The organism is uncultured Parasphingorhabdus sp., assembly GCF_963975735.1.
GTDB lineage: Bacteria > Pseudomonadota > Alphaproteobacteria > Sphingomonadales > Sphingomonadaceae > Parasphingorhabdus.
On sequence record NZ_CAXBIA010000012.1, the window covers coordinates 52,295 to 65,504 of the forward strand.

Consider the following 13,210-nt stretch of genomic DNA (forward strand, 5'->3'; position numbering starts at 1 on the left):
AGTGCGGAGCACGCGCTCTACAACCGATATTCACCCGACAAAATCTTCGCATGTTCCGCCTTGGTCAGCTCCGCATAGCCCTCCACATCCGGTTTGCAGAACCAGATCGGGTCTTTGATCTTGGTAACGTCAAAGCCCTCCTTGACCAGCTCCACCTTGCGATATTTGAACGTGCCGGTGGTCTGCGCCTCCGGCTCGATCCGGATGAACAGGGGCACGGCATAAGGCGGCATTTCCGCAGCCAGAAAGGCGCGCAGCCCGGAGATATCGAAATCATCCGCCACGGTCAGCGAGGCCATGCCGGCGCGGCCGTCGGTGCCGGGGACTTCGACGCCATAGACATTGGCGGTCCTGATCCCGGGATATTGCGACAGCACTTCGGAAACTTCGTTGGTCGCGACATTCTCGCCCTTCCAGCGGAACGTGTCGCCGATCCGGTCCTTGAAATAGATATAGCCGGAACGGTCGCGGCTCATCAGGTCGCCGGAGCGGAACCAGGCATCGCCTTTCTCGAAAACGTCGCGCAGGATTTTCTTCTCGGTCGCTTCCTTGTCCTGATAGCCGGAAAAATCGGACGGGCTGTCCTTGAAGATGCGGCCGATCAGTTCCCCCGCCTCATCCCAGTCCGCATTGATGCAGAAGCCGTCCTCGCCGCGCACCGGCTGTTCTTCGGCAATATCGAATTTCACGATCCTGGTGTCGCCAAACTGTTTTTCCAGATATTTCGGAATCCGGCCGACCGCGCCGATCTTGCCGTCGAAATTCATCAGAAAGATATTGCCCTCGGTCGAGCCGTAGATTTCAAGCAACTTGGGCACCTGGAAACGGTCGACAAATTGCTGCCAGATGTCCGCCCGCAGGCCGTTTCCGATACCGACACGCACCTTGTGGGCGCTTTGTTTGGGATGTTCCGGCTGGTTCAGCAGATAGCGGCACAATTCGCCGATATAGACGACCACCGTCGCGCCATAATCGGCCGCATCATCCCAATATTGCGAGGCGGAGAATTTGCGCCGCAAGATCGCCGAAGCGCCGCTCAGCAAGGCACCGCCCATGCCGATAAAACCGCCCGTCACATGATAGAGCGGCAGGGTAATGTAAATGCGGTCCTCCGGTGTCAGCGGGCAGGTCGAAATGGCGATGCGGAAACTGCGCCGGGCGCGGGCATGGGAAATGCGCGCCGCCTTGGGCAGGCCGGTGGTGCCGGAGGTATAGACATAGAGGAACAGGTCCTTGCCGGTCATATGGGCGCGGTGGCTCTGATCGGGGCGATCATCGGGCAGGGCGGCCAGGGCGCTGTTGAGGTCCTGACCAACTTCGCCGTCCCAGTCCCACAGCGCCGGTGATCCGTCCAGCTGGGCAGCTATATGCGACACGCGCGGCGCCAGATCCGCGGTGGTGATCACTGCTTTCGTATCGACGATGTTCAGGCAATGGGCGAGGCCGGTGCCTTCGAGATTGCTGTTGATCAGCGCGGTGACGATCCCGACCTTCGACAGGCCGAACCAGGCGGCGACAAAATCGGGCGCATTCTCCATGAACAGGGCAACCGTATCACCCGCCTGATAGCCCTGCGCCAGCGCCCAGTGCGCGATCCGGTTGGCGCGCGCCTCAAACGCCGCATAGGTCACCGTGGTGCCTTCGAAATGAAAGGCGATATTGTCCGGATAGCGGTCGATCGTGGCTTCGATATCGTCGGTGATCAGGATGGGAGCGTCGGCGTCAATATCCTTGACCTGCGCCATCACATTTTTAAGCGACCGCGTGAATTGGACCTCGCGCTTGATGACGCTGAATATTCCCATGGTTTCTCTCTCCTCAGACCTGCGGAGAGTGTGGCAGCTATGCCGATAATATTCAACGCCCCTTGAGCGATAGAAAATGGTTGGGATTTCAGATGTCTGCGATGATCTTTGGCAAGAGCGCATCAAGGAGCGGCATGCCCTTTGGCGAGATTGTCAGCCGCCCGGCTGAGGCGTCGAGCAGGCCCAGTTGGGAGAGATGGTCCACCGCTTTCTGATCGACGAGCTGGGTAGCTAGCAGCCCGGTCTTCTCTGCCAGCGCGGTCAGATCGACGCCTTCGGCCAGCCGCAGCCCCATCATCAGCGCTTCCATCGCCCGCGTCTCCGGTGACAGCGGCTGTTCGACCTTCAAGCCGTTGCCGTTGCGCTCCACGGCAGAGAGAAAATTCTCCGGCTTCTTGTGTCGCTCGGTCGCGCTGTCCAGCCGCCGCCCGTGGGCGCCGGGTCCGATGCCGACATAGTCTTCATAGCGCCAGTAGGTCAGATTATGGCGGCTTTCCTGACCGGGCTTGGCGTGATTGCTGATTTCATATGCGGGCAGGCCGGCTGCGGTCATGATGCTGCGATTGAGTTCGAACAGATCGGCGCAATGGTCATCGTCAGCCGGGATCAGCTTGCCGGTCCGCACCAATGTCTCGAACCGCGTGCCGGGCTCGATGGTAAGCTGATAGAGCGAGAGATGGCCGGTGCCGAAGGACAGCGCGCGCCCCAGTTCTGCTTGCCAATCGGCCAGCGACTGGCCGGGGCGGGCGTAGATTAGGTCAAAGCTGACCCGGTCAAAGGCCCGCTGTGCGGTATCGAGAGCTGCGAGCCCTTCATCGACATCATGCGCGCGGCCAAGAAATTCGAGCGTCTGGTCATCCAGCGATTGCAGGCCCAGCGATACCCGGTTGACGCCCGCTCTGGCCAGATCGTGAAAATTCGCCGCCTCGACCGAGGAAGGGTTCGCCTCCAGCGTGATCTCGATATTGTCGGCAAAGCCCCAATGGCGTTCTGCAGCCGTGATCAATGTTTCCACCAGCCCCGGCGGCATCAGCGAAGGCGTGCCGCCGCCGAAGAATATGCTCGAAAGCTTGCGCCCCGGTGTAAGCGCCGCTTCATGCGCCATGTCGGCGAGCAAGGCGCTCTGCCAGGCGGCTACATCGACTTGATCGCGAACATGGCTGTTAAAATCGCAATAGGGGCATTTGGAGACGCAGAACGGCCAGTGGATATAGAGGGCGAGAGGCCCCATATCACTCCTGTTCAGATTTTCCGTTGTAGAGGCCAGTTCATGCATATATTTCGCGCCCTTAGCCCGATCCTTCTAATCACGCCAGCCTTTGCCGCCTGTTCGGCCGGGACGTCGCACAATCCGGCGCCGACCACGGTGGTTGAAACCCGCACCAGCATGGAGCCCGAGCCACGCGGCGAAAGCCGGCTGCAAAATGCAATGATGCGAGCGCATAATGACGCGAGGGTCAAGGTAGGCGCGCCGAAACTGGTCTGGAATGACGAGTTGGCCAAGGACGCTGCGGTCTATGCTGCTTCTCTGGCCCGTACCGGTAAATTTGCCCATGACCCGCAGGTCGGCCGCAGTCCGCGACAGGGGGAGAATCTCTGGATGGGAACCCGCGACGCCTATAGCTATGGCGAAATGATCAGGGCCTGGGTCGACGAGGACCACTCTTTCAAGCGTGGCCTGGTCCCGGACAACAGCACCACCGGAACCTGGGGCGATGTCGCCCATTATACCCAGATCATCTGGCCGACCAGCCTGCGCGTCGGTTGCGCGGTGGCGAGCAATACGCGCGATGATTTTCTGGTCTGTCGCTATAGTCCGGCCGGGAATATCGTCGGACGCGATCCGTTGCAGGGGTGATTTGCCGTCATGCCAGCGGAGGCTGGCATCCAACCCGCCTATGTGAGTCTCATCGCCCTTGGTTTAGGCCCCAGCCTGCGCTGGGGTGACCGACTAAAAACAAGTCTCAACCAGTTTCCGGAACGCATCCGCCCGGTGGCTCATCGCTTGTTTTTGGGCCGGTTCCAATTCCGCAAAAGTCTGTTCAAAGCCGATGGGCTGAAACACCGGATCATAGCCGAATCCCAAAGTCCCGCGCGGCGGCCAGACAAGATTGCCCTCGATGCGCCCCTCGAAAACCTCGGAATGCCCATCGGGCCAGGCCAGCGCCAGCGTCGCAACAAAATAGGCGCTGCGATCGACATTCGGCCCTTGTTCGGCCAGCTTTCCCTCGACCTTGCCCATCGCCATATACCAGTCACGGCCCGGCTCGCCCTCGAAGCTTTGCCGTTCGGCCCAGTCGGCGGTGTAAACCCCCGGCTTGCCGCCCAGCGCCGCCACGCACAGCCCGCTGTCATCCGCAAGAGCTACGCAATCCGCGCCCTCGGCACTGGCGCGCGCCTTGAGCAGCGCATTTTCGGCGAAGGTGGTTCCGGTTTCTTCCGGTTCCGGCAGATCGAGATCGCCGGCCGACACTGGCTCGATGCCATAAGGCTCGAGCAACGCCCGGATTTCCCGCACCTTGCCCTGGTTATGGCTGGCGATCACGAGGCGTCCGGGTGCGAGTTTGCGGTGGGTCATTCTATTCCCTCATTCGTCACCCCAGCGAAGGCTGGGGCCCAAACCAATGATTGTGAGTGTCGCAATATTGGCTTGGATGCCAGCCTGCGCTGGCATGACTCTGTTCTTCTTTTCTTCTAAATCCTAACCAACCGCCTTGTCCTGTGCTTCAAAAATCTGGCCGCAGCCGATTTTCGCCAGCCGCATCAAGCGCATCAGGCCTTCGTCGTCAAAGGTCTGGCCCTCGGCGGTCGCCTGCGCTTCAGCGATATTGCCATCGCCGGTCAGCACGAAATTGGCGTCGGCACCGGCGTTGCTATCCTCGTCATAGTCAAGGTCGAGAACTGGTGTGCCGTCAAAGATACCGCAGCTGATCGCCGCGATCTTCTGCTGGATAGGATCTTCCTTGAGCACTTTCTGGTCGAGCAAGCCGTTGACCGCCAGCCGCAAAGCTACCCATGCGCCGCTGATCGAGGCCGTCCGCGTACCGCCATCGGCCTGGATTACATCGCAATCGAGCGTGATCTGCCGCTCGCCGAGCTTTTTCAAATCGACGACACTACGCAAACTACGCCCGATAAGCCGCTGGATTTCCTGCGTTCTGCCCGACTGCTTTCCGCGAGCCGCTTCGCGCGAACCACGGGTGTGGGTGGCGCGGGGCAGCATCGAATATTCGCCGGTCACCCAGCCGGTACCCTTGCCGCGCATCCATGGTGGAAGGCTTGTTTCAACGCTGGCGGTGCACAATACCCGCGTATCGCCAAAGCTGATCAGACAGCTTCCTTCGGCATGTTTGGTAAATCCGGTTTCGATAGAAATGGCGCGCATTTCGTCCGGCGCACGGCCCGATGGTCGCATGTGATGTTCCTTTTTTGAGTTGCCGCGTCCTTAACGGCTCCAATGGGGAGAGGCAATCCCTCCTCCTCTCCCCATTAGAGATGAGTAATGCTGGAAACCTCCCGACAATTGACCTATCTATCATCTATGACCAACACCCCCATCACCGAAATGACCACCCGCGCGCAGGACATTTTCCGCGTCGTGGTGGAATCCTATCTCGACACGGGTGCGCCGGTCGGATCGCGGACCATATCCAAGGCACCCGGTCTTGAGCTCTCGCCCGCCTCGATCCGCAATGTCATGCAGGATCTCGAGGAACTCGGCCTGCTCGCCGCGCCGCATACCAGCGCCGGACGGATGCCGACCGAGCTTGGGCTGCGGCTGTTCGTCGACGGCATGATGCAGGCGGCAGTCCCGACGCAGCAGGAGCGCGACGCGATCGAAAGCCAGATCACCGAACAGGGCCCGGTCGAGGACGCCCTGCGCGCGACGACCTCGATCCTGTCCGGCCTGTCTTCCTGCGCCGGCCTCGTGCTGGTGCCCAAGCGCGAGCCGTTGCTCAAGCAATTCAGTTTCGTCAAATTGTCCGAAGGGCAGGGGCTGGCCATCCTCGTCTCCCAGGACGGCGGCGTTGAAAACCGCGTGCTCGACCTGTCGCCCGGCGTATCGGAATCGGCATTGGTCGAAGCGGGCAATTATCTCACTGCCCGCTATGGCGGCAAAACGCTCAGCCAGGCGCTGGCGACTGTCGGAGGCGAGATCAGCGCTGGCGAGCTGGCAATCGACAAGGCATCAGAAGAGCTGGTGAAGGCGGGCATGGTCACCTGGAGCCGCGATCCTTCGGACCGGCCGGTGTTGATCGTCCGCGGACAGGCGAACCTGCTGCAGGACAATAGCGCGCTGGCCGATCTCGACCGGGTGCGGCGCTTGCTCGACGAGCTGGAAGCCAAGCAGGAAATCGCCCGTCTGCTCGACAATGCCCGCGATGCAGAAGCCGCAAAAATATTTATCGGCGCGGAGAATAAATTATTCTCCCTTTCCGGCTCATCTGTGATAGCGGCGCCCTACAAAGACGGCGACGGACAGGTGGTTGGTGTGGTCGGCGTAATCGGTCCGACAAGGTTGAATTATGCGCGCGTGGTACCCATGGTAGACTTTACCGCGCAAACCCTGTCGCGTTTGTTGACGAAATAATAGAAAATAGAGTGACCCAGACAATGAGTGATAAGAAGCAGAACCCCGGACAAGAAAATAGCGATGCAGCGGCAGCAGCCGAGCTCGACGGCGTACCGGAGTCGATGAAAAGCGGCGGAGCCGGAGAAACTGGTGGTGAAGCCTCCCAGCCGGAAAATTCCGACAACCGCATCGAAGCGCTGGAAACCGAGCTGGCCGAAGCCCAGCAGGCGGTTCTCTATGCTCAGGCCGAAACCCAGAACGTCCGCCGCCGCCTCGAAAAAGACGCGCAGGACGCCCGCGCTTATGCCGCAACCGGCTTTGCCCGCGACATGCTCTCGGTGATGGACAATATGCAACGCGCCCTCGAATCCATCCCCGCCGAGGTCAAGGACGAGGAAAAGTGGAAGGGCCTGATCAACGGCATCGAAGCCACCGGCCGCGAGTTGCAGTCCGTGTTCGAGAAAAACGGCATCAAGCGCGTCGCGTCTGTCGGCCTGCCGCTCGATCCCAACCAGCATCAGGCGATGGTCGAAATTCCGACCGACGAGCATGAGCCCGGCACGATCGTGCAGGAAATGCAGGCCGGTTATGTGATCAAGGACCGACTGTTGCGGCCGGCGTTTGTCGGGGTGGCGAAGAAGGCGGAGTAGTTTCTCAGGCTGCACTCGTCTCGTGAGGCAGATTGACTAGTCTTCGCAGGTGAGGGCCAAATCGCCAACAGTTTCATATCAGATGCCGTCATGCCAGCGCAGGCTGGTATCCAACCCGCCTACGTGAGTCTCGCTACTTTTGGTTTAGACCCCAGCCTTCGCTGGGGTGACGGGCGGTGTTTCTGGTCGGGAGGAAACGGGATTGCTGCTCTCAAGCGCTTTCAGCTGATCGCAAATCTGCCCAGTCCTTTTGAGATAGTGCTTCATCTGGCCTGAAGTAAGACGACCGGATTTATGGACGATCGAATGAGCAGCATCGTTGGCATTCTGATAACGTACAACATTTCGCTGCTGCTCGGTGGTAAGTATCGTGAGGGTCGAATGCGCTAATTCTGCCCGTAAATCGGCATAGGGCTGCAAGTGATTTAACAGTTTCAGAATTTTACCGGCGTGCTTTAGTTTTGGTTCGGCCTGTTCAGCCAGTTTACGGACTATAGCAAGCTTATGTCCGAGCGGTTTCTTCCCGATGATATCTGGATCGAGCTTCGCAAACTTCCGCGTCATCCAAGTTTCAATTTCCGCTAATTTATCAATTAATTTGCTACGGAAAATATGGGCGTCATCGATTGTGAGGGATGACGGATTACCGGTCACTTTTTGCGTAGCTACAAAAGAGGAAGCCATATCATTCATCGCGCATCACTAGCGCAAATCATTGAATATATTCTAAACGCCACCGTGCGCACGGGGTGCTGTGGGTGTGACGTAGCAGATGGAATGAAATAGTGTCATGCCAGCGCAGGCTGGCATCCAACCCGCAAGCTTGGGTCTCGCTACATTGATTTAGGCCCCAGCCTTCGCTGGGGTGACAATCGCCCCTATCCCGCCATCGACATATACATGGCCGCCGCCAGCCCGAACCCCCTCGGATCACCCAAAAGCCCGGATTCCATCTTGTTCATGACATAGGAGAAGCACAGTCGTGCATCCTGATCGATGATCACAGATGACCCGCCATAGCCGCCCCAGAAAGCGGTGTTGCTATTGGGGCTTATCGGGGTGGACACGCTGTTCAGGCCATAGCCCATGCCAAAGGTCACCGGTATGCCCAGTACGAGATCGGTGCCTTCGCTCTGTTGCTCGAAAATCCTTCTGGTGCCGGCTTCCGACATGATCGTCTTGCCGAACGCCTGGCCGCCGTTGGCCATCGCGGTCTGGGCGCGGACGATGCTGCGGGCGTTGCCCTGGCCGTTGGCGGCGGGAATTTCCGCGGCGCGCCACGCCCGTTTTCTGGGTTCGGTGGCATCGACGCCGGGATTGGAAAAGGTGCGGCTGGCGATCGAGTCGGGAGCGGGCGAAGGACCGCTTGCCGGCGGAACGAGATTACCGATCCGCGCATCAAGCGCTTCATCCGCACCGATATGGAAGTCGGCGCCGGTTGGTTCGGCAATTTCCTTACGGAAGAAATTGCCGATCGTCTCGCCGGTCACCCGGCGGACGATTTCGCCGATCAAATGGCCCTGGGTGATGGCATGATAGCCCGACTGGGTCCCCGGTTCCCACCACGGTTCCTGCTTTGCCAGAGCGGTGGTCATCCATTCCCAGTCATAGAGCGCATCGCCCTCGACCTTTTTGTCCATGCCGGACAGACCGGCCGTGTGGCTGAGAAAATGTCTGACCTCGACCGCTTTCTTGCCACTTTGGCCGAATTCCGGCCAATATTTGCTGGCTGGCGCATGAAGGTCGACCTCGCCGCGATCGGCGAGCAGCAGCAAGGACATCGCCGCCATCGTCTTGGTACTCGACCAGACGTTGACCAGGCTGTCCTCCTGCCACGGCTGGGTGCGTTCCTCGTCAAGATGGCCGCCCCACAGATCGACGACAAATTCGCCATCGAGCGTGATCGCAACCGATGCGCCGAGGTCGCCATGCTCGGTGAAATTATTCTCGAATGCCGCTTTGACCGCTGAAAAACGGGGGTCGCACGTACCGTGTATCGGGGCTGTCATTAATCTCTCCATCTCGACTTTAACTGCTTGATTAACAGCTTGTGGTCGCGAGTCCAATATCTTTAACGCGCGGGCTGTCTGTTCCCGTGCCGATATATTGTGAGATATTTCCAATATTTTTCAGACACTTGTAATTATGTGGCCTTTTTCCTGTTGCAAAGATCGTATTAAGATATATCTTAAGAGCATCTTAGATATAAAGAAAGATTAGATAATGAGACATGGAATGAAATTTGGACCCGGTGGGTCAGGACGCGGTCGAGGCGGACCGACGGCGGAGAAATTTGCCCGGGCCTTTGCGGAATCTGCTTTTGAAGGCGGCAAGGGCAGGAGACGCGCACGGATGTTCCGGCGCGGTGAACTGAAGCTCTTGGCGTTGCATCTGATCGCCGAGGAAACACGGCACGGCTATGATCTGATCCGTCAGATCGAGGAACTGACCGGCGGCCATTATGCGCCCAGTCCGGGGATCGTCTATCCGACGCTGACCCTGATGGCGGAAATGGACCTGATCGACGAAAAGGTCGATGATGACGGCAAGAAAATCTATTCGATCACCGAAGCGGGTTCCGCCCGGCTGGCCGAAGACAAGGCGCAGATTGCCGAGATTCTCGCAAGACTGGAAGGCGTATCAAAAATGGGCGAGGCCAGCGATGGCGCATCCGTCCGTCGTGCGATGCACAATCTCAAGAGTGCGATTGCCATCCGGCTGGGTGACGAGGAAAAGGGATCGGACAAGATCCTCGAAGTCACCGCGATTATAGATGAAGCCGCGAGCAAGATCGAGCGGTTGAAATAGGTTGCTGTCATCCCGGCGCAGGCTGGGATCCAGCCCGCCTATGTGAGTCTCAGAGCTCTCGGTTCAGGCACCAGCCTGCAAGGGGTGACCCACTATAACTCCAGAACCATCTGGACATTGCACCGCGCGTAAGGCGTGGGCCACAGATCATCACTGGATACATGCTGAAAGCCGCACCGTTCGTAAAGACGGATTGCGGCTTTCAGGTCTGCATTGGTCTCGAGCCATATCGCATCCGCCCCCATGGCCCGGCCTTCCGCAATCAGCGCGTCCAGCACCGCCCGGCCAATGCCCTGGCCACGCATATCTTTTTGCGCAGCCATCTTGATGATTTCCAGCCATTGCCGGCCATCCTCGGGCTCATGATGCGGCGGCAGGATCGCTCCCGTGCCGACCACGATATCGTCGAGCAGGGCAACGATGATCTGGCCACCTTTGGCCAGAATAGATGCTTCCAATTCTTCCAATTGTTGACGGTCGCTGTCCTCGAGAACAAAATATTCCTCGATCCAGTCGCGGTTGAGATCGATGAAGGCTTGCCGGTCTCCGGGGCGGTAGCGGCGGGTCGTGACAGGCACTAGAAAATCCCGAACAATATTACCGCCATGATCGTCCCGATCACCGGTATGACAACAGTCAACGCACCCACTGCGCCATAAGCGTCTTTGTGGGTTTCGCCGCATACGGCACGGATCGTGGTCACGACATAGCCATTGTGCGGCAGGCTATCGAGCGCGCCGGAGGAGATGGCGACCACGCGGTGCAGCTCGTCGGGCTGCGCGCCGGCATCGATATAATGGGGCGCGATCAGGGGCAGGGCGATTGACTGGCCACCCGATGCCGAGCCGGTGAGGCCGGCGATCACGGTGACCGCAACAGCGGCTCCGATCAGCGGGCTGCCCGGGATATTCTGCACCATGACCAATGCTTCCTGAAAGGCTGGTGACAGCTTGGCGACGGAGCCGAAGCCGACCACCGCGCAGGTGTTGGTGATGGCGACAACCGCGCTGGTTGCACCGCGCGAAAAAGCTTCCGGCATGGATTTCAGCTTCTGGTAACCGACGATCAGGGCGACAACCGCGCCCGATCCCAGCGCTGCAACCAACGCCCATTTGTCGAGCGATTCCTGCGGCAGGATCGCCGACAACGGCCCCATGTCCTGCGGATATTGAAAGACCAGAAAGACCAGCAGCACTGCGACCAGGGGCAGGATGCAGAGCAGGGGCGCAGGCAGATTGCTATAGTCGCTATTCTGATCATCCGTTTCGCGGCCGACGAAATGCTCGCCCCTGGCGACCGCGCGCCTGACCATATGGTTGATCCAATATTGGCCGGTCACCGCCATGAACAGCGCGATGACCAGGCTGACCTGCCAACCGGCATAAGCGGTGGTGCCGAGATATTCCATCGGGATCAGATTCTGGATTTCCGGGCTGCCGGCGCTGGTCATGGTGAAGGTCACCGACCCGAAAGCCAAGGCTGCGGGAATGAAGCGTCTCGGCAGGTCCGCCTCGCGAAACAGATGGACGGCGAGCGAATAGACGCTGAACGACACGATGAACACGCTGACCCCGCCATAGGTCAGGATCGCGCAGGCGGCGACCACGGCGAGCACCGCATGTTTGATCCCGATCTTCTCGATGACCCAGTGGGCGACGCTGGCCGCTGCCCCGCTGGCCCCCATGATCTCGCCGAATATCGCGCCGAGCAGGAACATGAAGAACCAGCTTTTGAAGAAGCCGACAAAGCCGTCCATATAAGCGGTGGCGAAATCGGGTGCCCCTGCGGCAGCGAGCGGCGGCAGCCAGGCAATGCCGCTGCTGAACGCGACAATCGCCGCGGCAACCGGCCCGGCGATCAGAATATTGACCCCGCGGACCGTCATCCAGATGAGCAGTCCCAGTCCGCCGATAAGTCCGATTGCCGATAGCATGAATGTCCCCCAAACTTGACCGCTGCCTAATGGCAGAGGTCAAGTCGGAGGTGCAACTGCTAAAACCGTCATTCCGGCTTGTACCGCTATGTCCGCTTCAGATCAGTTGCGCGCGGTTTTCGTCGCGGTGCTTTTTCAGATATTTCATGAACGGAGTGCCGCCGGTGCCCACCTCGGTATCATTGCCTTTGCCGTTGGATGCCTGTTTATTGATATAGCTTGCCGCATATTCGAGATGCCGGGTCCGGAACCGGGCGACCTGCTCGACACTGGCGTTGAACGCCTTTCTGAGAGCCGCGTCACCGCTGGCAATGGCAAACTCGCGCAATTTGCTCTGTTCGCGCAAATCCTCGATGAAGCGGCGATGCTTAACCGGACGATAGGCGTGCAGTTCGTCGAGAAAGCTGCGCAGCGGATCATTGCCGTGCTGGACCTGGAACAGGGCATCCATGCTCGGCACGATCGAGCTTTGCGATCCGGTCTGGCCGCGAAACGACTGGCCCTTGCCCTGATATTTATCGACACCTTCGTAGATCAGTCCATCGGGCAGCGCCGGATTATTCGCCCAGCCGTGGATATAGGGCCGTACCCGCTGATAATATATATAGGGATCGCAACGGTCCGGCATCCGGTCGAATATCGCGTTTACCGTGTCCCAATGTGCATCCATATCTTGCAACAATGCTGTCACCCGGGCCGCATCTTCCACTTGGGCGGCTTCGACAAGACGACAGGCCAGATCGAGTAGCGGGGCTGCCGCAGCCTCGATCGCGACATGGATCAGCACGAACCAGTTCTCATCCGCTCCGCGATAGAAATTCTGCACCATATAGACATTGTCGAGGGTGATCGGGCCGTCACGGTCAAGCTGTGCCCAATTGTCGAGCACATAGCCGCTGTAGGGCAGCAATGGTGCCTGATCGAGACGCCCGGCCAGTGCGACGATCGGTCGGGCGAGATTGGCAGGCAGGGCGGCCGGCGCTTCGCTTTCGCCCCAGACATAGGCCTGGACGAGAAAGGAATAGCGAACCATCGCCACACGGACCTGCTCTTCCGGCGCGTTGGCCGCCCAGTCTGCAAGATCAAGCAGCGGCAATTGTTCAAGCCAGTGCCGTACCCGGCCGGTGGTCATCAGGCCGGAGAGACTCTCTGCTGCCTCGACGACCGGAGCAAAAAAATCGGGAAGGTCAATATCGACAATCTGGAAATGCGAAAGAAATCCGCGGGAAGCGGACATATCGTAATCTGACAATTTCATAAGGTCACCACTTGGGCAAGCGCGGGTTGGGCCGCTTGCACAACGGGAGGATGGTATCAAATGAAAGCAGTTCGGGCAAATCGTAATTCAGGCAAGGTCTCCGGAGCAGCTGGTCGCGCGGATGACGCGCTCCGGCCCGCAATTTCTATCCGTTCAGGAACCATCGGTGGCGAAACGTGTTCA

The 13,210-nt window shown here is 59.1% G+C and carries 13 protein-coding genes; 4 read left to right on the plus strand and 9 right to left on the minus strand.

All coding sequences use genetic code 11. The annotated features are described in order from the left end of the window. Positions 1-17: 17 nt before the first annotated feature. Positions 18-1,805: a long-chain-acyl-CoA synthetase gene (locus tag AACZ86_RS12630; RefSeq protein ID WP_339693100.1), complete on the minus strand. Its 1,788-nt coding sequence runs from the start codon at positions 1,803-1,805 to the stop codon at positions 18-20. A gap of 88 nt (positions 1,806-1,893) precedes the next feature. Then, positions 1,894-3,036 carry a radical SAM family heme chaperone HemW gene (gene hemW, locus AACZ86_RS12635; protein ID WP_339693102.1) on the minus strand — a complete coding sequence of 381 codons (1,143 nt, stop codon included), beginning with the start codon at positions 3,034-3,036 and terminating at the stop codon, positions 1,894-1,896. 39 nt (positions 3,037-3,075) lie between these two features. Here hemW and AACZ86_RS12640 point away from each other — a divergent pair, with 39 nt between their 5' ends. Further along, a complete protein-coding gene (locus AACZ86_RS12640) occupies positions 3,076-3,663 on the plus strand; it encodes a CAP domain-containing protein (RefSeq protein ID WP_339693103.1) in 588 nt (195 codons plus the stop codon). 93 nt (positions 3,664-3,756) lie between these two features. Here AACZ86_RS12640 and rdgB read toward each other — a convergent pair whose 3' ends face one another. Together rdgB and rph are read right to left on the minus strand one after the other, a co-directional pair. Then, entirely contained in the window at positions 3,757-4,383 is a 627-nt protein-coding gene (gene rdgB / locus AACZ86_RS12645) for an RdgB/HAM1 family non-canonical purine NTP pyrophosphatase (protein WP_339693104.1), read from the minus strand. Positions 4,384-4,506: 123 nt separating this feature from the next. Further along, the gene (gene rph / locus AACZ86_RS12650; RefSeq protein ID WP_339693106.1) at positions 4,507-5,220 is read right to left on the minus strand and encodes a ribonuclease PH; all 714 of its coding nucleotides are present in this window, start codon (positions 5,218-5,220) and stop codon (positions 4,507-4,509) included. 126 nt (positions 5,221-5,346) lie between these two features. Here rph and hrcA point away from each other — a divergent pair, with 126 nt between their 5' ends. Both hrcA and grpE read left to right on the plus strand, forming a co-directional pair. Then, positions 5,347-6,396 carry a heat-inducible transcriptional repressor HrcA gene (gene hrcA / locus AACZ86_RS12655; protein WP_339693107.1) on the plus strand — a complete coding sequence of 350 codons (1,050 nt, stop codon included), beginning with the start codon at positions 5,347-5,349 and terminating at the stop codon, positions 6,394-6,396. 23 nt (positions 6,397-6,419) lie between these two features. Next, on the plus strand, positions 6,420-7,028 hold the full coding sequence (gene grpE, locus AACZ86_RS12660) for a nucleotide exchange factor GrpE (RefSeq protein WP_339693109.1): 609 nt from the start codon (positions 6,420-6,422) through the stop codon (positions 7,026-7,028). A 144-nt stretch (positions 7,029-7,172) separates the two neighbouring features. On the opposite strand, the gene AACZ86_RS12665 is transcribed toward grpE, so the two are convergent. Both AACZ86_RS12665 and AACZ86_RS12670 read right to left on the minus strand, forming a co-directional pair. Further along, the gene (locus tag AACZ86_RS12665) at positions 7,173-7,721 is read right to left on the minus strand and encodes a hypothetical protein (RefSeq protein ID WP_339693111.1); all 549 of its coding nucleotides are present in this window, start codon (positions 7,719-7,721) and stop codon (positions 7,173-7,175) included. Positions 7,722-7,906: 185 nt separating this feature from the next. Further along, positions 7,907-9,037 carry a serine hydrolase domain-containing protein gene (locus AACZ86_RS12670; RefSeq protein WP_339693114.1) on the minus strand — a complete coding sequence of 377 codons (1,131 nt, stop codon included), beginning with the start codon at positions 9,035-9,037 and terminating at the stop codon, positions 7,907-7,909. 226 nt (positions 9,038-9,263) lie between these two features. Here AACZ86_RS12670 and AACZ86_RS12675 point away from each other — a divergent pair, with 226 nt between their 5' ends. Continuing rightward, the gene (locus AACZ86_RS12675; protein ID WP_339693115.1) at positions 9,264-9,836 is read left to right on the plus strand and encodes a PadR family transcriptional regulator; all 573 of its coding nucleotides are present in this window, start codon (positions 9,264-9,266) and stop codon (positions 9,834-9,836) included. 92 nt (positions 9,837-9,928) lie between these two features. On the opposite strand, the gene AACZ86_RS12680 is transcribed toward AACZ86_RS12675, so the two are convergent. From AACZ86_RS12680 to AACZ86_RS12690, 3 genes are all read right to left on the minus strand, one after another. Then, positions 9,929-10,414, minus strand: a complete 486-nt coding sequence (locus tag AACZ86_RS12680; RefSeq protein WP_339693116.1) for a GNAT family N-acetyltransferase — start codon at positions 10,412-10,414, stop codon at positions 9,929-9,931. Beyond that, a complete protein-coding gene (locus tag AACZ86_RS12685; RefSeq protein WP_339693118.1) occupies positions 10,414-11,769 on the minus strand; it encodes a GntP family permease in 1,356 nt (451 codons plus the stop codon). Before AACZ86_RS12685 ends, AACZ86_RS12680 begins: the two co-directional genes overlap by 1 nt. 97 nt (positions 11,770-11,866) lie before the next feature. After that, positions 11,867-13,027, minus strand: a complete 1,161-nt coding sequence (locus AACZ86_RS12690; protein ID WP_339693120.1) for an indoleamine 2,3-dioxygenase — start codon at positions 13,025-13,027, stop codon at positions 11,867-11,869. Positions 13,028-13,210: the final 183 nt, after the last annotated feature.